22 protein-coding genes are annotated in these 21,248 nt (G+C 36.3%); all 22 read left to right on the top strand.

Annotation, left to right across the window (positions count from 1 at the left end):
• Nucleotides 1-4 precede the first annotated feature (4 nt).
• The 22 genes from G7074_RS16265 (at nucleotide 5) to G7074_RS16160 (ending at nucleotide 21,241) form a co-directional block, all read left to right on the top strand.
• Nucleotides 5-508: a UpxY family transcription antiterminator gene (locus G7074_RS16265; RefSeq protein ID WP_166209910.1), complete on the top strand. Its 504-nt coding sequence runs from the start codon at nucleotides 5-7 to the stop codon at nucleotides 506-508.
• Nucleotides 509-696: 188 nt separating this feature from the next.
• Complete coding sequence (gene asnB, locus G7074_RS16260; protein WP_166209907.1) at nucleotides 697-2,484, top strand: asparagine synthase (glutamine-hydrolyzing); 1,788 nt, start codon at nucleotides 697-699, stop codon at nucleotides 2,482-2,484.
• Entirely contained in the window at nucleotides 2,474-3,664 is a 1,191-nt protein-coding gene (locus G7074_RS16255) for a glycosyltransferase family 4 protein (RefSeq protein WP_166209904.1), read from the top strand. The genes asnB and G7074_RS16255 overlap by 11 nt, the downstream gene beginning before the upstream one ends.
• A complete protein-coding gene (locus G7074_RS16250; protein WP_166209901.1) occupies nucleotides 3,657-4,511 on the top strand; it encodes an ABC transporter permease in 855 nt (284 codons plus the stop codon). The genes G7074_RS16255 and G7074_RS16250 overlap by 8 nt, the downstream gene beginning before the upstream one ends.
• Nucleotides 4,512-4,569: 58 nt before the next feature.
• A complete protein-coding gene (locus tag G7074_RS16245) occupies nucleotides 4,570-5,841 on the top strand; it encodes an ABC transporter ATP-binding protein (protein ID WP_166209898.1) in 1,272 nt (423 codons plus the stop codon).
• Nucleotides 5,828-6,553: a hypothetical protein gene (locus tag G7074_RS16240; protein ID WP_166209895.1), complete on the top strand. Its 726-nt coding sequence runs from the start codon at nucleotides 5,828-5,830 to the stop codon at nucleotides 6,551-6,553. Before G7074_RS16245 ends, G7074_RS16240 begins: the two co-directional genes overlap by 14 nt.
• Nucleotides 6,553-7,320, top strand: a complete 768-nt coding sequence (locus G7074_RS16235) for a glycosyltransferase family 32 protein (RefSeq protein WP_166209892.1) — start codon at nucleotides 6,553-6,555, stop codon at nucleotides 7,318-7,320. The genes G7074_RS16240 and G7074_RS16235 overlap by 1 nt, the downstream gene beginning before the upstream one ends.
• Nucleotides 7,317-8,426: a non-hydrolyzing UDP-N-acetylglucosamine 2-epimerase gene (gene wecB, locus G7074_RS16230; RefSeq protein WP_166209889.1), complete on the top strand. Its 1,110-nt coding sequence runs from the start codon at nucleotides 7,317-7,319 to the stop codon at nucleotides 8,424-8,426. The genes G7074_RS16235 and wecB overlap by 4 nt, the downstream gene beginning before the upstream one ends.
• Before the next feature lies 1 nt (nucleotide 8,427).
• A complete protein-coding gene (locus G7074_RS16225; protein WP_166209886.1) occupies nucleotides 8,428-9,330 on the top strand; it encodes a glycosyltransferase family A protein in 903 nt (300 codons plus the stop codon).
• Nucleotides 9,323-9,772 carry a hypothetical protein gene (locus tag G7074_RS16220; protein WP_166209883.1) on the top strand — a complete coding sequence of 150 codons (450 nt, stop codon included), beginning with the start codon at nucleotides 9,323-9,325 and terminating at the stop codon, nucleotides 9,770-9,772. The genes G7074_RS16225 and G7074_RS16220 overlap by 8 nt, the downstream gene beginning before the upstream one ends.
• Nucleotides 9,756-10,508: a class I SAM-dependent methyltransferase gene (locus G7074_RS16215; protein WP_166209880.1), complete on the top strand. Its 753-nt coding sequence runs from the start codon at nucleotides 9,756-9,758 to the stop codon at nucleotides 10,506-10,508. The genes G7074_RS16220 and G7074_RS16215 overlap by 17 nt, the downstream gene beginning before the upstream one ends.
• A gap of 1 nt (nucleotide 10,509) precedes the next feature.
• On the top strand, nucleotides 10,510-11,625 hold the full coding sequence (locus tag G7074_RS16210; RefSeq protein ID WP_166209877.1) for a DegT/DnrJ/EryC1/StrS aminotransferase family protein: 1,116 nt from the start codon (nucleotides 10,510-10,512) through the stop codon (nucleotides 11,623-11,625).
• Between the two features lie 294 nt (nucleotides 11,626-11,919).
• Nucleotides 11,920-12,786 carry a hypothetical protein gene (locus G7074_RS16205; protein WP_166209874.1) on the top strand — a complete coding sequence of 289 codons (867 nt, stop codon included), beginning with the start codon at nucleotides 11,920-11,922 and terminating at the stop codon, nucleotides 12,784-12,786.
• Between the two features lie 50 nt (nucleotides 12,787-12,836).
• A complete protein-coding gene (locus tag G7074_RS16200) occupies nucleotides 12,837-13,769 on the top strand; it encodes a hypothetical protein (RefSeq protein ID WP_166209871.1) in 933 nt (310 codons plus the stop codon).
• Between the two features lie 122 nt (nucleotides 13,770-13,891).
• Nucleotides 13,892-14,638 carry a glycosyltransferase family 2 protein gene (locus tag G7074_RS16195; protein ID WP_166209868.1) on the top strand — a complete coding sequence of 249 codons (747 nt, stop codon included), beginning with the start codon at nucleotides 13,892-13,894 and terminating at the stop codon, nucleotides 14,636-14,638.
• Between the two features lie 79 nt (nucleotides 14,639-14,717).
• Nucleotides 14,718-15,389, top strand: a complete 672-nt coding sequence (locus G7074_RS16190) for a class I SAM-dependent methyltransferase (protein WP_166209865.1) — start codon at nucleotides 14,718-14,720, stop codon at nucleotides 15,387-15,389.
• 111 nt (nucleotides 15,390-15,500) lie between these two features.
• A complete protein-coding gene (locus tag G7074_RS16185; protein ID WP_166209862.1) occupies nucleotides 15,501-16,394 on the top strand; it encodes a glycosyltransferase in 894 nt (297 codons plus the stop codon).
• Between the two features lie 43 nt (nucleotides 16,395-16,437).
• Entirely contained in the window at nucleotides 16,438-17,463 is a 1,026-nt protein-coding gene (locus G7074_RS16180; RefSeq protein WP_166209859.1) for a glycosyltransferase family 10 domain-containing protein, read from the top strand.
• Entirely contained in the window at nucleotides 17,463-18,428 is a 966-nt protein-coding gene (locus tag G7074_RS16175) for a glycosyltransferase family 2 protein (RefSeq protein WP_166209856.1), read from the top strand. Before G7074_RS16180 ends, G7074_RS16175 begins: the two co-directional genes overlap by 1 nt.
• A 1-nt stretch (nucleotide 18,429) precedes the next feature.
• The gene (locus G7074_RS16170; RefSeq protein WP_166209853.1) at nucleotides 18,430-19,239 is read left to right on the top strand and encodes an FkbM family methyltransferase; all 810 of its coding nucleotides are present in this window, start codon (nucleotides 18,430-18,432) and stop codon (nucleotides 19,237-19,239) included.
• Entirely contained in the window at nucleotides 19,236-20,225 is a 990-nt protein-coding gene (locus tag G7074_RS16165) for a glycosyltransferase (protein ID WP_166209850.1), read from the top strand. The genes G7074_RS16170 and G7074_RS16165 overlap by 4 nt, the downstream gene beginning before the upstream one ends.
• Nucleotides 20,222-21,241: a glycosyltransferase gene (locus G7074_RS16160; RefSeq protein WP_166209847.1), complete on the top strand. Its 1,020-nt coding sequence runs from the start codon at nucleotides 20,222-20,224 to the stop codon at nucleotides 21,239-21,241. Before G7074_RS16165 ends, G7074_RS16160 begins: the two co-directional genes overlap by 4 nt.
• The last annotated feature ends 7 nt before the right edge of the window (nucleotides 21,242-21,248 follow it).

Genomic DNA, 21,248 nt, shown 5'->3' with positions numbered 1-21,248 from the left:
GCAAATGATAGATCAAAATTATAGATGGTATCCGGTTTATACGCGTTCGAGGGCTGAAAAAAAGGCTTACGATGAATTGAACAGGAAGGCTATTTTAGCTTATCTACCGCTTAAAAAGACGGTTAAACAATGGAGCGACCGTAAAAAAATAGTAGAAGAGCCTTTAATCAAATCTTATCTGTTTGTGTATATTTCGGCTAAAGAATATGCTGAAGTATTGATGACCAATGGCATTGCGAGATTTATTTATTTCTCCGGCCAAATCGCATCCATCCCTGATGGGCAAATTAACGATCTGAAGCTTTTACTGGCCACCGATGCCGATCTGGAGGTAATTGACTATGATATTAAACCTGGTGAAAGGGTATTGATTAAAGCTGGCCCATTTAAAGGGATAATTGCAGAACTGGTATCGATACAAAATAAACAACGTATTGTATTGCGTTTACAAAATATGGGGTATGCTATCAACATTAATACCTCGGTAGCATTTGTAGAACCGATTTAAGGATGGATGATGTGAGATGGATGATGGGGGAATATATAACATTTAGCAAAAAACCGCTGAAGCTTTGATGCTCAGCTTCATTCATAAAAACAAAATAATCAGTCATTTTAAAATATAAAATGTGACTGAGGGGGCGAAGCTGTATCTGGACTGGATTAGATAGCCTCAAATTGATCAAGTAAAAAGTTATGTGTCGCATAGCGGGCATTATTAACAGCAGAAATTCTTTAGAAAAAGTTAGTGAGCAGGTAAAGGCCATGTGCGAGAGTATGCAGCATGGTGGCCCGGATGATTATGGCATTTATCAAGCTGAAAGGGAATCGATATGCTTAGGCAACCGCCGCTTAGCCATTTTAGACCTTAGCAGCAGTGGCCATCAACCCATGGTAAGCCACAAAGAGGATATTGTAATTACTTATAACGGCGAGATTTATAATTACCAGCAAATCCGTACCGAGCTTATTAACCTAGGCTATATATTTAAAACACAAACCGATACAGAGGTAATATTATATGCTTATCAACACTGGCGGGAAGCTGCATTTGGTAAGCTGGATGGCATTTTCGCCTTTTGCATTTTTGATAAACGGCAGCAATGTATCTACCTGGTTAGGGATCAAAACGGTATTAAACCTTTATATTACCACTTTGATAAAGAAACGCTAACCTTTGCTTCGGAGGTTAAGGCCTTTAAACATGCCGGTATTTACCAGGAAAACAGCAACTGGAGAATTTATTATCTGGCATTCGGGCACATACCAGAACCCTATACCACCATAAAAGACGTTTGTAGTTTGGGTAAAGGCTCATTCCTGAAGTACAACATCAGAAATGCCAAGCATTTCGTTCAATCTTATCACGAGTTTGAGCATACCGCTCATATCCGCAATGAAGATTACGCTGTTGAGCAAATCCGCGAGCAACTCAGTAACTCAATCAGGCAACAAATGATTTCGGATGTAGATATTGCTGTGCTATTTAGTGGCGGGCTAGATTCCAGTATCATTACCATTTTGGCCAACCAGTTCGATAGCAAAAAGCTATCCTGCATTTCGGCCAATTTTAACGAAATAGATTTTTCTGAGCAGAAGCAACGCAGCGGTTTATTGCAAAAAATAGATGCACATAAAATTGAACGTTTAATTACCTACCGCGATTTTGTTCAAAATTTCGAAACTGTTTTAAGCAGTATGGACCAGCCCACCAATGATGGAATTAATACCTGGTTTGTGTGCAAGGCGGCCAAAGAAAATGGTATAAAAGTAGTGTTATCGGGTTTAGGTGCCGACGAGCTTTTTGGTGGCTATCCCTCTTTTGATCGTATCCATAAAATACAGAATTTAAACTGGTTAAGCAAAAGTGTTTTAAGGAGTATGCGTTTCTCTAACAATACCAAGTTTAAACGTTTGTATTACCTTAGCCTTAACTCCCCTATTGGTGAATACCTTTGTTTGAGGGGCGTTTATTCGCCCGATGTGATTGCCGATTTGTTAGACATTGATATGAAAACCGTTATCGATTGCCTTGAGGAAATCCCAATTCAACCCGGAATTAAAAAAACAAGTAACGAAACACGGGCAAGCTGGTTTGAGTTTAACATGTATATGCAAAACCAGTTGTTAAAAGATACCGATTTTATGAGCATGAGCCATGGTGTTGAAGTGCGTGTGCCTTTTCTCGACATCAACTTTGTTAAACTGGTGCTTTCTATCTCTAACGAAATCAAGTTCAGCTACGAACAGAAAAAGAAATTATTGGTTGAGGCTTACAAGGAAGACTTACCTGCAGAAACCTGGAAAAGGTCAAAAATGGGCTTTACTTTCCCTTTTCAAGAGTGGATGAGAAAAAATAGTGATATTGCCGATCCATCCCGTTACACCAATAAAAGAGCAAAATTGTTGATGCAAAACTTTGGCGATAATAAATTACACTGGAGCTCGGCATTGGCCTTATACAGAACCTACCATGCCAGTTAAAGTTTTATTTTTAACGCTAAAAACATTTAGTTTAACTGGTGGAATTGAGAAGGTGTGCCGCAGTTTGAGTCGCGTTTTATACGATTTAAGTGAAGAAGAAATAGTACAGTCGACAGTGTATTCAATGTATGATAAAAATACAGACCGCGATTCGAGGTACTTGAGCAAAAACCAGTTCAGGGGGTTTGAAGGAAAGAAGGAACGTTTTGTAATTCAATCTTTTTTAGCTGGCTTAAAAACTGATGTGATTGTACTGAGCCACATCCACCTCATTAATATTGTTTACTTCATTAAAAAAATACACCCTCATAAAAAGATTTACCTGTTGGCCCATGGCATCGAAATCTGGAAGAAATTATCGGATGCCAAGCTCAAAATGCTGAACCAACTTGACAAAATTATTTGTGTAAGTGAATTTACTGCACAGAAAGTAATGGATATGCATCATATTCAAACGGAGCGAATTGAAGTATTAAACAATTGCCTTGATCCTTTCTATCACCTGTCGACCGAGTTTGAAAAACCACAAAATTTGTTAGACCGATATCATTTAAGCAATGAACATTTAATTTTGTTCTCCCTCTCCCGCTTATCTTCTTCGGAAAAATATAAAGGGTACGACCATACCATTGAATTATTGCCGAAATTACTGGAAAGCTATCCAAATCTGGTTTATCTATTAGCGGGCAAATGGGATGTAGTAGAAAAGAAGCGATTGGATGACTTAATTAGCAAAAATAATCTTCAAAATCATATTAAAATGATTGGCTTTATTGATGAAGCCGAACTTACTGAACACTTTTTATTGTCAGATCTTTTTATTCTCCCTAGTAAAAAAGAGGGGTTCGGTATTGTATTTATCGAAGCCCTTGCAAGTGGCCTTAGGGTAATTGCGGGCAATAAAGATGGTAGTATAGATGCACTTCGCGGTGGCGAATTGGGCGTACTTGTTGATCCAGACGATCAACAAGGAATATTAAACAGTATCAGTTCCCTTCTGGGGCATACACAAACACAACAAGAGCAAAAAAATCTGCAGGAAAAATGTGTGCAGGCATTTGGATACAAGCAGTACCTTCAATCGATACGAAACTTGCTGGTTGGTGGAAAAATTGATGCTGATTTGGCAGTAGTTACTCAAAATGAAAACATGAACAATACACGGAATATTTATGGTTAAGGAAGAGCAAGCGTGGACCATTGAAGCAAAATCTTCTTTGCTGGATTTAAAACTGAATGAGGTTTGGGCTTACCGCGATTTACTTGTACTGCTGGTAAGGAGAGATTTTGTTTCCTTTTATAAGCAGACCATTCTAGGCCCTTTATGGTTCTTTATTCAGCCCTTATTTACGACCATTATTTTCACCTTTATCTTTGGCAATTTAGCGGGCATATCTACAGACGAATTACCTAAACCATTATTTTATATGGCTGGTATTACCGCCTGGAACTACTTTGCCGATTGCTTAACCAAAACCTCTTCGGTTTTTAAAGATAATGCCGGTATTTTTGGCAAGGTATATTTTCCACGGTTAATTATGCCACTCAGTATCGTAGTAAGCAATTTGGTGCGTTTTGGTGTACAAATGTTACTGTTCCTTATTTTAATGGGGTATTATTATTTCGCTGGAGCCAACTTTAACGTTAGCTGGGCCATTTGCCTTTTTCCAATCATTGTAATATTAATGGCTTTATTGGGCTTAGGTGCGGGCATGATTATATCGGCCATGACCACCAAATACAGAGACCTTGCTTTTCTCATCAGCTTTGGGGTGCAGTTATTGATGTATGCAACTACAGTAATCTATCCCCTATCTGAAGCGATCAAAAAATATCCGGCCTATGCCTGGATCATTGAGTATAACCCGATGACCCCAATTATCGAAACATTCAGATATGGCTTTTTGGGTCAGGGAAGTTTTAGCTGGCTCAGCTTGGGTTATGCAACATTGGTTACCATTATACTCATGCTGTTGGGTACAATCGTTTTCAATAAAGTAGAACGGAATTTTGTCGACACGGTTTAGATGGAAAAAGAAAGACGGAACATAGATGATGGAAGATTAGCTTTAAGTATATTTTAAGATGTCAGACATTGCAATTAAAGTAGAAAACCTAAGTAAAGCCTATCAATTGGGGCAAATTGGTACTGGTACAATCAGTCGAGATTTAGAACGCTGGTATGCCCGGATTCGTGGTAAAGAAGATCCTTTCCTCAGAATTGGTGAAAGCAATGACCAATATACTAAAAGCGAAAGCGGCGTGGTATGGAGTTTAAAAGATATCAACTTTGAAATTGAGCAGGGAGATGCGGTTGGCGTTATAGGTAGAAACGGCGCTGGAAAAAGCACTTTACTAAAAATATTGAGCAAGGTTACCGCCCCCACTACTGGCAAAATCTCTGGACACGGACGAATTGCCAGTTTATTAGAAGTGGGCACAGGTTTCCATCCAGAGTTAAGCGGGAGAGAAAATATTTTTTTAAACGGTGCTATTTTAGGCATGCGTAAAAAAGAAATCCAACGCAAGCTGGATGAAATTGTAGATTTTGCAGGTATAGAACGCTATCTGGATACACCAGTAAAAAGATACAGTTCGGGTATGTATGTAAGATTGGCTTTTGCTGTAGCTGCACATTTGGAGTCCGAAATTTTAATTGTTGATGAGGTCTTGGCTGTAGGCGATGCTGAGTTTCAGAAGAAATGTCTGGGCAAAATGGACGAAGTAAGCAAAGGAGAAGGAAGAACTGTACTGTTTGTGAGCCATAATATGCTAGCCATCAGATCATTTTGCAAAAAGGCTATCTTTCTGAAAAATGGAAGGCTGGAAGAAGTAGGAAATGTTACGAAAATTGTTTCATCTTATTTAAATCGAATTGATAAGCACCTCATTGCTTTTGAAAACGAAGATTTTATTGCTGAAAGCATTGAAATTTTAAACAAAAATAATACCATTGTTGAAACAATAACTAATGGAGAAAGATTCGATATCAAAATCCGCTTAAGATCAAAAGTAAATAATCCAAATATAGGATTTTGTATTGCGCTGTATAATGAGATGCAAGAGCTGGTAACTTGTATCAACACTTTTCATATTAATAGCTCTATCTCCGAATTAGAAATTGGTTCATATGAATTTATCGTACCATTTCCAGAATATATTTTAAATGAAGGAAGATATTATATTAATCTCCACCTTAATAACAAACAAGGTTTGCTTTTCGAAATAATTGAAAACTGCTATTCTTTAACGGTTTTAGATAATGATGTTAGACGTGGAGGAGTATATAGGGGAGAATGGCCCGGCGCAGTAAGTCTGGTTCCAGAAATAAAAATCAAATCTCATGATAAAAATTAAAACACCTACTATTACTGAACTTATTCATAAAGTTGGAGACCAAATTTATTACGGCCCCTTTAGCGGTCTAAAAATTCCTGAGATCTTATTTGACCAATTAACCGTATCAGAAGTCTTAGGTCTTTACGAGTCCTGTTTATTTGAAACTTGGGATAGAGTCGTTAAAAAAAACATTGATAACATGATGGTTATTGGTGGACATACTGGATATTATAGTGCAGCATTAAGTTATCTTTTGCAACTAAAAAACAATCATGTTTTTGAAACCGATACACCACTCCATCACTTTATAACTTCGTGGTTCTCCATCAACAAGTTAACTCCTCCAAAATTATATGGTTCAGCTACTGAAGATATTTTTGAAAATTGGCAAGAAAAGATTGATTTGATTATATGTGATTGTGAAGGTGAAGAAATTAATTTACTTAATCCAGATCGATTTCCATGGCAGAAAGAAAGTAACATTGTCGTCGAAGCTCATCCATTTTATAAGCATAGGGTATTAAGCGAAATTATTGCAAGATTTAAGAAGACACATGAAATTAATCTAATCTATGATGATTTTAATGAAGATCAGAAGATAAGTAAAATACTTCTTGGATTAGGATTACAAAAACTCAAATACGATGAACATCCAACACATAGGTGGATTCACCAAAACGGAAAAAAAACATTTACTAGTGGAATTTTCTTATATCTAAATAAGTTGTAATGATACCAAAAACAATACATTATTGTTGGTTTGGAAAAAATGATTTGGATGTATTATCCAAGGCATGCATAAGTACTTGGGAAAAATATCTACCGGATTATAAAATCATAAGATGGGACGAGTCTAATTTTGACGTCAACCATAACCCTTATTTATTTGCGGCATATCAGCAAAAAAAATGGGCATTTGTAAGCGATTATGTCAGGGCATATGCTTTGTATCATCATGGAGGAATCTATTTAGACACTGATGTAGAAATTAGAAGAAGCTTAGACGATTTTCTATCACATCGTGCGTTTTCGGGTTTCGAAATTACGGGCTTTCCCTTTACTGCGGTTTGGGGTGCCGAAAAAAATCATAATTGGCCAGGTCTCGTATTGTCTTACTACGATAAACAGCAAGCTTTTACACTGACTACAAATACCAAAATTGTCTCCGAAATTTTAGAAGAACATTACAGGGTAAAGCGAAATGAGGATAGGCTACAAGAGCTTGAAGAAGGCATTTACATTTATCCGTCAAGTGCCTTTTGCATTGACTTGCCAATGAATTATGCATGCCACCATTTCAATGGTTCATGGGAAGAAAAAAATGAAGTCCTCTATAAAGATTTGATGAGATTCTATTATTACGAAAATCAATATTTTAGTAGCAAAACTGGAGGTACCGATCACGATTTTCAAATTGGAATAGCCAAAAAAGTTAAATTCAAGTACCTCATTAAGGAATTGAAAGATCGATTGCTCCAAAAAATATTGTTAAAATGAAAATTATATTTGTTCTTGGTACAAGGCCCGAAGCGATTAAACTTGTTCCTGTTATCAAGGAGTTTGCCAAGCATAAAAAATATAAATTAAAAGTTTGTTTCACGGGCCAACACCAAGAAATGGTTTTGCCCATATTTGAGTTTTTTAATATCAAGATCGATAAAAACTTAAAATTAATGAGAAATGACCAAACACTCAGTGCAATAACTGGAAGATTATTTACAAACCTAGGTGTTTATTTGGCTGCCCAAAAACCTGATCTTGTATTCGTACAAGGAGATACAAATACTGCAAGGGTTGCTGCTACAGTCGCGTTTTATCTCAAAATTAAAATAGCTCATATAGAAGCCGGGCTAAGAACCTTCGACATAATGTCACCCTTTCCAGAGGAGTATAATAGGGTTGTAATTAGTAAAATTGCCAGCTATCATTTTGCTCCAACCAAAATGGCAGAAAAAAACCTTTTAACAGAAGGGATAAAAAAAGATTCAATCCTAGTTACAGGAAATACTGGCATTGATACCCTATTGCTCACATTAAAAAAATACAAAACCATTGTCGACCATAGCAAAAATAACTGGGGTAAAAATGGCAGAAATATAATTCTCATAACCTGTCATAGAAGAGAAAATTTCGGTAAGGGATTGATTAATATTTGTAAGGCTATAAAAGAACTTTCATTTACATATAAGAATATTGATTTTGTTTTCCCCGTTCATTTGAATCCTAATGTTCAAAAAACTGTTCATCAAGAATTACAAAACCTAAGTAATGTTTTTCTTATCAATCCGTTGAATTATCTTGAATTTGTTTCATTAATGGCTAAATCATACATTATTCTTACGGACTCGGGAGGAATACAAGAAGAAGCTCCAAGCTTAAAAAAACCAATACTTATTTTAAGGGAAACAACAGAAAGGCAAGAGGCAGTTGAAAATGAACTTGCAATTCTTATTGGAAATAGTACAGAGAATATTATAACCAATACAAAAAAACTGATTGAAGACAAGACCTTTTATTCTAAAATGATACAAAACAAAAATCCTTTCGGTGAGGGTAATGCTTCAATAATGATTTTCAACAAAATAGAAAACACCCTTTCTTAAAATGTATTTTACTTGTATTGTAACATGCTTTAATCGAGAGAATACAATTGAACGGGCTATTAAAAGTATATTAAATCAGTCTTACCAGAATTTTGAAATTATAGTAGTAGATGATGCTTCTCAAGACCAAAGTACTACAGTAATAGATAGAATTAGCGATAAAAGGTTAAAAATTGTTAGACATAAAATAAATAAGGGTCAAAATGCAGCACTAAATACAGGAATAGCTAGTGCCAGATATAGTTACTTAGCTTTTTTAGATAGTGATGATGCATGGTTGCCTGAATATCTTTACGAAATGAGCAGGGTTTACCTAGAAAACCCAATTATAAGGTTTGCCTATTCCAATCTAGTAAAAGGTCCTGTATGGACTCTAGGGGGCGAAGACAAATATGCGGAAGTTTTAAACCAAGGCTATCTGTCTTCAATGATAACCATAACCGCCAAAAAAGAAGCTGTAATAGCAGCGGGTGGTTTCGACCTAAAATATAAAATTTGCCAAGATGACGATTTTTGCTTCAGAATGGCGAAATTGTTTTCATTTAAAGTAATTACAAAGGAATTGGCAATAGTTCATGGAGATGAAAATTCAATGACTCGAAATCAATATGCTGTTGCCAAGGGTTGGGCATTTTTAATCCAAAACTACCGTAGAGATATTTTAAATTACTGCGGGCGAAACGTTTATAGTAAACATATCCTTAACGTTGCTATGCGCTTTTTCGAGTGTAATCGAATATTAACAGGAATATACTACTACCTGATCGCACTATACTATATTATTGTACCTTTCAGAAAAAAATTCCCGTACACGAGACATGATTTCTGGGTTAATAGCATCAATATACTAAGGATGTATTATGGAAGATTAAAAAAAGTAAATCAGACACCTGACCATGATTGAATACGTTAAATACAAAGAAAATATTTTGGCTATCATCATTAAAGCGACCTACAAAAAAGAAGGCATCTCTTTTTTTACGCCAGGCGATTTTTCACAGCAACTGGGATATATGAACCGCCCCAAAGGTTATATCATCGAACCACATGTGCACAATCTCGTTGAACGCAAAGTAACACTAACCCAAGAAGTTCTATATGTAAAAACCGGAAAAGTAAGAGTGGATTTTTATAATGACCAGCGTTTATATTTAGAAAGTAGGATTATTGAGATAGGCGATGTGATATTACTGGCATCTGGGGGGCACGGCTTTGAGATGCTAGAGGGAACAGAAATGATAGAGATCAAACAAGGTCCTTATTGTGGCGACGAAGATAAAGTAAGGTTTGATCCCGGTTCTCAAAACATCAACTACATTACCAAAAAAGATGAGCCAAAACTTTAAGCTTTACAGCCAATACTATGATTTGCTTTATAAACATAAAGACTATAAGGCTGAAACGGATTATTTGCTGGAACTGATCCAAAACTATCTTCCTGGTGCCAAAAACATAATCGAATTGGGCTCTGGAACGGGCAAGCATGCCAACCTATTGGCAGAAAAAGGTTTTCAAATTCTCGGTTTAGAGCGTAGCCCAGAAATGGTAGAGATTGCCAACCAAACAAAAAAAGATAATGTTACTTTTCAGGTAGCAGATATCGCTGTCTTTAAAACCGATCAATCCTTTGATGTGGCATTGTCTCTTTTCCATGTCATCAGCTATCTTACCGATAACCAAAGTCTAATCAACACGTTTAGCCATGCTAACAGTTACCTGAATAAAAACGGCTTATTGATTTTTGATGTGTGGCATAGTCCGGCGGTACATGCCCAAGTGCCAGAAAAACGCACTAAAATTCTCAAGGATGAAAAAATAGAAGTTTCGCGATATGCCGAACCAATAATCGATTCTGAACGCAATATTGTTGAGGTGAACTACACTATTGAGGTTAAAAACCTAAACAATGAACAGACCTTGACAATTAATGAGAAACACCCTATGCGCCACTTTACAAAGCCGGAAATAGAGCTGCTGGCCTATGCCACTGGTTTTGAGGTATTGCACAACGAAGAATTTCTGACGGGCGCAAACCCATCTGGCAATACTTGGGGGGTTTGCTATGTTTTAAGAAAAAAATAAGATGAAACCTATTCCGGTTAATACTCCCCTATTGAATGGTAATGAACTTAAATACCTGACAGAATGCATTAATACTGGCTGGATTAGCAGTGAGGGGCCATTTATTACCAAATTTGAAGAAAACTTTAGCCGATACATTGGTCGCGCTCATGGAATTGCCGTAAGCAATGGATCAGCCGCTTTAGATATCGCTATTAAAGCACTTAATATTGGTCAAGGCGACGAGGTAATTATGCCTACTTTTACTATCATTTCTCCAGCACAGTCTATCGTTACTGCTGGCGCTATGCCTGTCTTGATTGATAGCGACCCTCTTACTTGGAACATTGACGTGACACAAATTGAAGCCAAGATCACTCCCCGAACTAAAGCTATTTTGATTGTGCATATTTATGGCTTACCTGTTGATATGGATCCGATATTGGCGCTGGCCCAAAAATATAAGCTCAAGATAATAGAAGATGCAGCCGAGATGCACGGGCAAACCTATAAGGGAAAAATGTGTGGTGGCTTTGGCGACATCAGCATTTTTAGTTTTTACCCTAACAAGCACATTACTACTGGCGAGGGCGGAATGCTGCTTACCAATAATAAAGAATTGGCCGAAAGATGCAAGAAGCTACGCAATCTTTGTTTTGAACCTGAAGGGCCACGATTTGTACATCATGAAATTGGTTGGAACTATAGAATGACCAACCTGCAGGCCGCGTTGGGCTTGGCACAATTAGAGCAGATTAATGGTTTCATCAAAACGAAAAGAGCAATGGGTACTGCCTACCATAAAGGCCTCTCCATTTTGCAAACAAAACACTATCAGTTACCTCTGGAAAAAACAGATTTTAGCGAAAATATTTATTGGGTATTCGGCCTTGTAGCACCAAGTATAAAAGAAAAGGAAAGATTGGTTAACGTTTTAACAGCAAACAAAATTGGAACACGCCCCTTCTTTTGGTGCATGCATGAACAACCTGTTTTCAAAAAAATGGGATTATTTAAGAACGAAAATTATCCTGTTGCAGAAAGATTAGCCAGAAATGGATTTTATGTACCCAGTGGACTAGGGTTAAGCCTAGAAGAAATTGACTACGTTACTGCTCAATTAACTAATCATGCATAAAACAGTTGGATTAGTTACACTCAATTCTGATACTTTCACAAACCCAACACTCTATTCTCTCTTAAAAAGACTGAACTCTTTGCACATAAAAGTCATTTTGTACTGTGGCTATCAGCAACACCCTATCCCAGCCGAATTAGAGTTGACAAGCTATCATCAATTGCCAATTGGCCTAAACCTTCCAGAAGACCAGACTATATATTTAACTACTTTTCAAAGTTTTTTGGGGCAATAAGCAACATTAAAAAAAATAAAATTAAACACCTTTTTGCTATTGACCCTTTTGGAATGGTTATGGCGGGGAGAATAAAAAGATTTTCAGAAAATATAAATATCCATTATTTCTCTTTTGAAATTTTCTTCCATGATGAGCTTAAAGCCTATCCCAAGATGCTTGCTATTAAAAACAAGGAGATCTATTATAGCAAAAATGCACATACTGTTGTCATTCAAGACAATGAAAGAAAATGTTTGCTAATGACAGAAAACAAGCTTCCAACTTCTACCAATTGGTGCTTAATCCCCGTATCACCTGCACACTACGAATGCAAACCCACGAAAAAAAAATACAACAAAAGCAGTTTTGGGCTTAAAGAAACCGATGTTGTTTATGTACACTCTGGAAGTGTAAGTCCTTGGGCAGGTATTAACCAAATTATTGAAGCCATAGAGAAGGGCCTCCCTGATAATACCTATATCTTCATACATAATCGGTCTAAGTTTAATAAAAGCGATGGCCATCATCGCCAACTTTTCGAATTAAAAGAAAACGGAGCCAATCTTATTCTGCACGATGGGCTGTTTGAAAGTTATGATGAATATTACGATTTCTTGCTGTGTTTCGACTATGGGATTACTATTTATGATCCTGATGGAGGCATATTTACTGGTAAGAACATTGAAGAAATTGGTTTGGCTTCTGGCAAATTTTCAACCTATATGATGCTTGGTTTACCCACTATCCTTTCTAAGTGTAACACCTATAAGCAAATAATAAATGATTATGCTATTGGCCAAATAATCAATGACAAAAATGACCTTTCCTATCACATCAATAACCACAGCCTCTCAAAATGCAAAAAATCAGATTGCGAACAGTTTTACTCAATGGTACTTGATCCCACAAAAGCGATAGATTCATTTATTAATGCTTTATCCTGATTTTATCTATTTGGCACAAAATGCGAAACGCTAAATAATCTAGTTATTGAATGATAGAAAATAAAAATAGTCGATCTGTTATCACTTTTGCCACCAATAAGGAAGCATATTTTAAAATGGCTCTTAATTGTGCCCGTTCTATCTTATTATACAATAAATTAAATGTTTACATAGTAACCAATCTTAATTTAGAAGTGCCTTCTGATTTGCAAGAACATGTTTTCAAATTACAAGCTGATCCTGAGCATGCGAAAATGGGCATTGCTATTAAGCTATACACTGATCTATACCTGCAAACAACAGAAACTCTTTTTATTGATTCTGATTGTTTATGTTACGCAGACCTATCCCCATTATTCGACGCTTGCCAAGGTAAAGAAACAACAGTTGTTGGATTTCCTATTGGTATTGAAGAATTTTGCGGAAGCAAGGCGGAAGCCCAACCCTTCATCGAAAATTTTGGCATAGATCAATTGATTCGTTTTAATGGTGGGTTTTATTATATAAAAAAATCTGCAACCAGTACTAGCATATATAATCAAGCAAGATCTATCATGCCTATTTATGACAGTCTTGGGTTTGGCCGGATTGGTGGTATCCACATCAATGACGAGTGGCCAATGTCTATAGCAATAACTGCCCATTTGCAAACCCCAATAACAGATAATGGCACCTTTATTACCGACCTTTATACCTCTCCACACCCTTACGGTCTAAATGTATTAAAGGGCAAAAGTAAGTTGAACAATCCTCCTCCAACTATGCCAAAACATCGGAGATGGTATATAAATGGCAATTATAGCCCTATTATAGTGCATTTTGGAGGAAATTCCTTAAGATCATTTCCTTACAATAAACAGAACTTATTGCTTCTCCTGCATAAGCTTGGCTTTTCTAGATTTATAGCTAGTGCCATTTCCTGGTTGCTAATAGAGGTTCCATATTTTATATATTACAAAGTCAGGACATTCTTTGGAAAATAAAAATAAAGGTTAACAATAGTCGATAGGAGAATTGAGTTTAGAAGCTCAAAAAATAGAAATGGTCGATCTAAATAATGAATAAAATTATAGGAGTTTAATTAATCAGTGACAAAGTATCACAAATGAGTGCTATAAATATCGACATTATCTTTCTAAGCTATTCAAAGAACGAACATTTAAAAGAGCTAACCGAACAAAGCATAGCGACTTTACTCAAAAGCGAAAATCCCGAAAAAATACATTTCAATGTGCTAGTAATAGAATCGAATAAGACCATGGCTCCTTATCAATTCGAAAATAGTAAAACCATTTATCCGAAAGAGAAATTTGGTTTCCATAAATACTTGAACATAGGTATAAACGCAACTGCTAGCGATTATGTCTGTTTATGTAATAATGACCTCATTTTCCATGAGCATTGGGCTAGCGAAATTATAAAGGCAATGGAAATTGATCCAGAAATCAAAAGTGCAGTTCCTTTCTGTACTAATTTCCACAGGAAGAATAATTTTCCAGAAAGTGGTGCGCCAATTGAAGGTTATTTTGGAGTATTAACCGGATGGTGCATCTTTGTAAAAAGAGAAATCTTTAACACCATCGGACTTTTGGACGAACATTTTGTTTTTTGGTATTGCGATTATGATTACAGCAACACATTGGAAAAATTCTATGTCAAAAATTGTCTCATACCTACCTCAAAAATTACGCATTTGGGTAGCGAATCAGTAAGTGTCTTAGATGAGAAACAACAAGAGAGGTTAACTCAAATCCCTCGGTTTTATTTTAATTACAAATGGCATCACCACTCCTATCCAAGATACGTTGCCAGCTTGATGTTTTATAAAGTAAAGAAGTTGTTTTTTAGATAGTAAAAATGGAAAAAGTTGTCTATTCTCATTGCAACGTGTTTTGGTTTTATGATCAAAGAGTTAACCAGATCTTTCAAGAATGTATAATACAATAGACTATCAGGCAAAAGAAGATGGGTATTTTCAGCATGTAAGGGAAGAAATGCTCGAGTTTATACCCAAAACCGCTATCAATATTCTAGAAATTGGATGTGGCGATGGTTCTTTTGGGGCTTATGTGAAATCGAATATTCCTTGCACTTATTATGGTATTGAACCTGATAGCAGATTTAGTAAATCTGCGGCTGAAAAGCTTGATTATTTTGACAACTCATTATTTACAGCTGAAAATAATTTGCTTGTCAGCCACTTCGACTGTATTATATTCAATGATGTTCTAGAACATTTGGCTGATCCGCAAGCCACTTTGCTAAACTGCAAAGCCTTGCTTAAGCCAGCTGGGGTTATCGTTAGTTCAATACCTAATTTAAGGCATGCGCCTTATTTATACAGACTGGCTTATCTAGGAGAATTTCAGTACGAGAACTCCGGGATCATGGACAAAACGCACCTCAGGTTTTTCACAAAAAAAAGCATAAAAAAAATGTATGAGGCTTTGGGTTTTGAAGTTGTACGCCATGTCGGTATAAATAAATCCTTAGCTCCCAGATTCAAATACCTTATAGGTATGCTCAATTTAATTACAAATAATAGGTTTGAAGACACAAAATACCAGCAATATGCCACTGTTGCCAGAAAAGTCGGCAATTAGCACCCACCCTATGATTTTAAGTCACATTACAGATAATCCATACACATTTTGCAATCAAAAGATTAGATTAAACAATAAAACACATCGTGAAGAGCGTCTTATTTTAGATTAATGAGTTTTCAAATATCTTACATCATTTCAACCAGAAACCGATTACCATTTTTGCAGATAACCTTAAAGACACTGCTTTCTAAAGTAACTGATGCGGACGAAATTGTAGTTGTTGATGGCAACAGTAATGATGGCACCAAAGAATATCTTCAAGAACTTTTAGACAATGGAAAAATCCATCAGCTTGTCTCAGAACCAGATAAAGGACAGGCTCATGGCTGGAACAAGGCTATGCTCTTGGCAAGAGGTACCATTATAAAAAAAATAATAGATGATGACGTTTTTGATTACAACGCGATCAAAAAATGCGCTATCTACATGCTTTCACATCCTGAAATTGATGTTTTAATTTCTAACGACTTATTTGGCTCTTTACAAAACCATACTAAAGTCCATAAAGCAAGTCGAATCAGTCAATACCAAAAATGGCTAAAAGGCGCTGTTGCCTCTTTTACCTTCGGAGATGTCCACATGCTGGTGAGAAAAAGCTCATTGGCTTACATCGGGCTTTACAATACTTCATATGTAATGATGGATTGGGAATATAGTTTAAGAATTAGTTATCTACAAGCCAATATTACCTACTATACTGGTTATAACGCATTATCTGTAGCACACAATGAAAGTATAAGTGCTTTAAAAAATAGGAAGGAAATTGAGCGGCAGGGGAAAAAAGCTCATAGTTTTTATGAATATGCTGGCGATAATGCGGAGATTTCATTGTGGTCAAAAATAAAAATCGCTTTTGGTAAAGCTTTGTGCAAACATAAGCCATCAAAGACAGACTTCAGACAGGAACCCTCAGCTAACGAAATGGTAAAAATATACCAATATCTCCAAAATCAATTAGAAGCCACAAACTCTGGAGAATTTGTCTTTATCAAAAAAGAATAAGTTCGATCTTAGCCGAAACTACCAAATAAAGACCTTTATGTTAATGCGCAAAAAAATTCACATCCAATTTAAGAACGGCATCAGCTTTGAAATTGCGCAACAAGAAATCTTTTCTGAGCTACAGGATGAGTTTGAGTTCATCGAAGAAAATCAAAACCCCGAATTTATTCTTTTTGGTCCTTATGGCAACGACATCCCAAAAAAGGGCGATTACGTAAGAATCGGCTATTTTTGTGAAAACATAACCCCTGATTTGTCGACATGCGAGTGGGCATTCGGCGTGCCTAGAGAAGAAGAAATTCAAGATCCCAAATACCATCGCATACAATGGCACGGTTTTGATCCAAATCTTTTGGCAAAAAAAATTGACGACAACGAGATAGACAAGATCGTCTCAGAGAAAAAGAAGTTCTGTAATTTCATCTATTCCAACAAGGTTCCCTATAGAGAATCATTTTTCAGACAACTATCAAAGTATAAAAAAATCGATGCACCAAGCAAATCAATGAATAATATGCCTTCAATCGATTCACAATATAAAGGAACGGTATGGGAAAGAAAGCGCCAGTTTTTAAGCCAATACAAGTTTACGATTGCCTTTGAAAATTATGCTTATCCGGGCTACCAAACAGAGAAATTATATGATGCCATGTTGGTGAATAGCCTGCCTATTTATTGTGGAGATATGCATATAGATGATGTTTTTAATACCCAAAGCTTTTTAAATTGCCCAGACTATATTAAACTGAGAAACAATTGGCTGATTGACACCTTGGAATCTAAAGGTCAACGCAATTTTATCGATATCAGGCCACAACATTTTAACTCGCTTAAAAATCGTTTCGACAGGAGGCTGAAAACTTTGGGGCGCAACCTCAAAATGAAACTACAATTTAATCAACTCAACTTTACGCCACTTATCGAGAGAATTATTGAAATAGATAATGATATAGACCTTTACATTAAATATCTCAAGGAGCCCTGGCTCAATCCAGAATATTCATTAATAAATCTTCAATCTAAACAAAGATGGACAATGATATTTAGGGAGACAAAAAACAGCGTTTAGTGAATCTACCTTTAGTTTCTATTATAATTCCAGTATATAATTCCTCCGCTTTTTTAGCAGCAACTATACAATCGGCTATTAATCAAACCTGGCCAAATAAAGAGATCATCATTGTTGATGATGAATCAACAGACAATTCGCTCGAGATTGCCAAAAAATTTGAGACCGATGGGATCACTATCTTGTCTCAAAAAAACTTGGGTGCCAGTGCTGCCCGTAACCACGGACTTAAAAAATCTAAAGGAAAATATATTCAATTCTTAGATGCCGACGACCTGTTGTTGCCACAAAAAATAGCCTTACAGGTTAATGTTTTAGAAAAAAATCCAAATTCTGTTGCTATCGGCCCTTCTATACATTTTTTCAATAAAGAAGGACATGTTTCTGAAATCCCAAAGCAAAATTTCTTTAGCGAGTTCAATAATCCTAAAGATTTTGTTAAAATTCTATTTGGGGGCACCAAAGACTATCCAGGAACGATGGTAGAAATCCATTCGTGGTTGGCACCAAAAACTATTTTAGATAAAATTGATCCTTGGAATGAAAGCCTTTCCGTTGACGATGATGGAGAATACTATTTAAGGGTTGCCTTAGCATCAATCCAAATCATATATGTAGAAAGCGCAATGGTTTTGTATAGAAAACATTCGGGACAGATAAGCTTATCGTCAGGTATCAAGAATAGAAAAGGGCTGCTTTCTTCGGTTAATTCGATAGAAATGAAGCGAAAATTATTGATCGATCACTTTCCAAATGAACAGCTTGCTAACTTATTGGCAAGATCATATTGGGAACTTGCATTTTTATCTTATCCTAAACAAAAAAAGCTCTTTGAACTGTGTAGCAATAGAAGCAAAGAATTGAATTATCAAGGGAAGAGATTCCAAGGTGGTAAAATAGGCAAGTTGATTACAAAAATCTTCGGTTGGAAAATAGCCCGCCGCCTACAATTATTATGGTATTAAAATGAAAATATCTAGTTTTTTAAAAAACATTAAGCATACAAAAAAAATTACATCAGGTTTAATAAACGGAATAAAATGGCTACTATTGATCTATCGTATTCCTAAAAAGCTAAACCCTAAACGCGAATCGAAATTCAAAGTAAAATTTAAATATCCCTACCCTATTGGCTCTATTGACTTAATAATAAGAGACAATGGAGGTGCAGACACTTTTATCATCTCAGAAGTGTTTGAACATAATTGTTATTTTTTGTCTTCGACTCAGCCTATTCGTACCATTCTCGATTTAGGTGCTAATGCAGGTTTCACAACTGTTTACCTTAGCAAACTATTTCCGCAAGCACAAATTGCATGTATTGAACCTATTAACACAAACATTGACGTTTTGAAACAGAACATTGGGCTAAATGATATAAAAGCAAAGGTTATAGAAGCCGCGGTATCAATAAATGATGGATACCTACAAATGGCCTTAAGCAATAAGGATTATGGCCATAAAGTTGAAGACATCGAATTTGGGAAACAACTATTAAACAGTAAAGTTTATGAAGTGAAAGGCGTTAGTATACCAACGGTACTTGCCGACTATCAATGGGAGCAAATAGATCTGTTAAAAATCGACATAGAAGGTTACGAAGGAGTTTTGCTAACCCAGAATAACGAATGGCTAAGCAAAACAAATACGATTATCATCGAAATACACGAGGGTGTTGATCTACAAAACCTCAAGCAAATAATGATTAGCTTTTCATTTAAATATTTCTTGGAAAGAGGTGGAAATTTTATCTTTTCTAAATTCGAGATAAAATGAAGCCATTAAATATATTTTACGAAGAACCAAATCCAGACAGATGGATAAAGTTTGACAGATATCTCCGGCAGATTGTCCGCAGGATTGTTAGGGGAAAAACCAAACCTGGCGGGGTAATGAGGATTGCTCTGCAATTGATGAAAGGCCTAGATAAATTGAATATTCCCTTTCGTTTTAACGATTTCTCCTATATCAAAAAACATCCTGAAGAAATAGCATGCATAATTGGCAAACCTCAAATACTTGACAAGTTCAAGTGGAAAAACCCGATCATTTACGGAGCAGGCATCTTTTCTCACCCTACTGATGATCTGGACTTTTTAATAAAATATCCTACTATTAAAAAAATATTAGTCCCTGGTCCTTGGATGAAAGAAGTTTTCGATCCGTTTTACGGCTCTCATATGGTTGATTTTTGGCCTGCTGGAATAGATACCGAGCAATGGAGTGATAAGATTAAGACCCCATCTCCCACCGTAGATTTCTTAATTTACGACAAAATAATATGGCAATATGATACTTTTGAGGCTTCTTTACTAAAGCCAATCAAAAAAATACTCGATAACCACAATCTGAGCTATGAGGTAATTAGATATGGTACTTATAACCATGCTGAACTAACGGCAAAATTATCGAAATGTAAAGGTTCCATTTTTCTATGCGAACACGAAACACAGGGCCAAGCATACCAACAGATATTAGCAACCAATACGCCCGTATTAGCCTGGGACAAGGGCGGATATTGGCAAGACCCGAGCTATTATCCACATAAAGTTCAATATCAGCCGGTAACATCAGTACCTTACTGGGACGAAAGATGTGGAGTAAAATTCACCAACGCAACAGTTTTTAGCGATAAACTCTTTGAGTTTATCGCTAAAAACAAAGAAAATAAATTTATGCCTCGAGCTTACGTATTGGAAAACCTGAGTCTAGAAGCTTCGACCCAAAAATATCTTGACCTGTACAATTCAATAGCACAATGAAAATTCTTTTAGTTATGGATCCTGGAATTCCTGTGCCTCCTCCACTTTACGGAGGACACGAGCGTCTTGTCTATATGTTTGCTGAAGAATACAAAAAAATGGGTCATACCGTTCATTTGCTGGCAGGTCCAAATTCTGATATCTCTGGAACCGTACATTCTTTTGGCGTCAACGACCTTAAAAGATCCAAATTCCAAAGGTTAAAGGAACTTTTTAAAGCATGGAGGTTTTTACGTAAAAGAAGAAATGACTTTGATTTTATCCACAATTTTGGGCGTTTGGCTTACTTGCTTCCAGTGTTAAACAATAAAGTAAAAAAAATCATGACCTATGGCCGCCCAGTTAGTGTAAAGGGCATAAAACTGATTACCAAATTGCCTAACCGCAATCTATTATTTACCGCTTGTAGCAATTATTGTGTTTCAACAGGCAATGTTATGGGTAACTGGAGAACAGTGTATAATGCCATTGATTTTTCTAAGTATGTACCACAACCTACCATAGCACCAGATGCGCCACTTATGTTTTTGGGCAGGCTTGATAAAATAAAGGGGCTACAAACTGCCATCGCTGTGGCTTTAGATACGGGAAGCACACTTTGGATTGGCGGCAACATTCCAAATACAACAGATAATTACCAATATTTTAAGGAAGAGCTTGAACCAAAATTTGATGGAAAGCAGATCATTTACCTAGGTCCGCTTAATGATGATCAAAAAAACCATTATCTCGGCAAATCGAAAGCCTTGCTCTTTCCAATAGAATGGGATGAGCCATTCGGAATGGTAATGGTAGAGGCCATGGCTTGTGGTACACCGGTTATTGCATTTAATGCCGGGGCAACCCCAGAAGTAGTTATTAATTCGGTTAATGGCCTTGTGGTAAGCAATAAAGACGAGATGATACAGGCATTGGATGAGGTAAGCCATATTAACCGAGGCCGTTGCAGCGAAAATGCGAAAAGCAGATTCGATGTAAGTGTCATTGCCAGCGAATACTTAAATTTATTTGATTAGAATAGAA

Origin of the sequence: Pedobacter sp. HDW13 (genome assembly GCF_011303555.1) — a bacterium.
Taxonomy (GTDB): domain Bacteria; phylum Bacteroidota; class Bacteroidia; order Sphingobacteriales; family Sphingobacteriaceae; genus Pedobacter.
This window is presented reverse-complemented; position numbering and strand designations above follow the sequence as displayed.

What these genes read in the sequence shown, in the direction of transcription:
- G7074_RS16265 (WP_166209910.1), top strand. Translation starts at nt 5, where the DNA reads ATGATAGATCAAAATTATAGATGGTATCCGGTTTATACGCGTTCGAGG.
- asnB (WP_166209907.1), top strand. Translation starts at nt 697, where the DNA reads ATGTGTCGCATAGCGGGCATTATTAACAGCAGAAATTCTTTAGAAAAA.
- G7074_RS16255 (WP_166209904.1), top strand. Translation starts at nt 2,474, where the DNA reads ATGCCAGTTAAAGTTTTATTTTTAACGCTAAAAACATTTAGTTTAACT.
- G7074_RS16250 (WP_166209901.1), top strand. Translation starts at nt 3,657, where the DNA reads ATGGTTAAGGAAGAGCAAGCGTGGACCATTGAAGCAAAATCTTCTTTG.
- G7074_RS16245 (WP_166209898.1), top strand. Translation starts at nt 4,570, where the DNA reads ATGTCAGACATTGCAATTAAAGTAGAAAACCTAAGTAAAGCCTATCAA.
- G7074_RS16240 (WP_166209895.1), top strand. Translation starts at nt 5,828, where the DNA reads ATGATAAAAATTAAAACACCTACTATTACTGAACTTATTCATAAAGTT.
- G7074_RS16235 (WP_166209892.1), top strand. Translation starts at nt 6,553, where the DNA reads ATGATACCAAAAACAATACATTATTGTTGGTTTGGAAAAAATGATTTG.
- wecB (WP_166209889.1), top strand. Translation starts at nt 7,317, where the DNA reads ATGAAAATTATATTTGTTCTTGGTACAAGGCCCGAAGCGATTAAACTT.
- G7074_RS16225 (WP_166209886.1), top strand. Translation starts at nt 8,428, where the DNA reads ATGTATTTTACTTGTATTGTAACATGCTTTAATCGAGAGAATACAATT.
- G7074_RS16220 (WP_166209883.1), top strand. Translation starts at nt 9,323, where the DNA reads ATGATTGAATACGTTAAATACAAAGAAAATATTTTGGCTATCATCATT.
- G7074_RS16215 (WP_166209880.1), top strand. Translation starts at nt 9,756, where the DNA reads ATGAGCCAAAACTTTAAGCTTTACAGCCAATACTATGATTTGCTTTAT.
- G7074_RS16210 (WP_166209877.1), top strand. Translation starts at nt 10,510, where the DNA reads ATGAAACCTATTCCGGTTAATACTCCCCTATTGAATGGTAATGAACTT.
- G7074_RS16205 (WP_166209874.1), top strand. Translation starts at nt 11,920, where the DNA reads ATGGCGGGGAGAATAAAAAGATTTTCAGAAAATATAAATATCCATTAT.
- G7074_RS16200 (WP_166209871.1), top strand. Translation starts at nt 12,837, where the DNA reads ATGATAGAAAATAAAAATAGTCGATCTGTTATCACTTTTGCCACCAAT.
- G7074_RS16195 (WP_166209868.1), top strand. Translation starts at nt 13,892, where the DNA reads ATGAGTGCTATAAATATCGACATTATCTTTCTAAGCTATTCAAAGAAC.
- G7074_RS16190 (WP_166209865.1), top strand. Translation starts at nt 14,718, where the DNA reads ATGTATAATACAATAGACTATCAGGCAAAAGAAGATGGGTATTTTCAG.
- G7074_RS16185 (WP_166209862.1), top strand. Translation starts at nt 15,501, where the DNA reads ATGAGTTTTCAAATATCTTACATCATTTCAACCAGAAACCGATTACCA.
- G7074_RS16180 (WP_166209859.1), top strand. Translation starts at nt 16,438, where the DNA reads ATGCGCAAAAAAATTCACATCCAATTTAAGAACGGCATCAGCTTTGAA.
- G7074_RS16170 (WP_166209853.1), top strand. Translation starts at nt 18,430, where the DNA reads ATGAAAATATCTAGTTTTTTAAAAAACATTAAGCATACAAAAAAAATT.
- G7074_RS16165 (WP_166209850.1), top strand. Translation starts at nt 19,236, where the DNA reads ATGAAGCCATTAAATATATTTTACGAAGAACCAAATCCAGACAGATGG.
- G7074_RS16160 (WP_166209847.1), top strand. Translation starts at nt 20,222, where the DNA reads ATGAAAATTCTTTTAGTTATGGATCCTGGAATTCCTGTGCCTCCTCCA.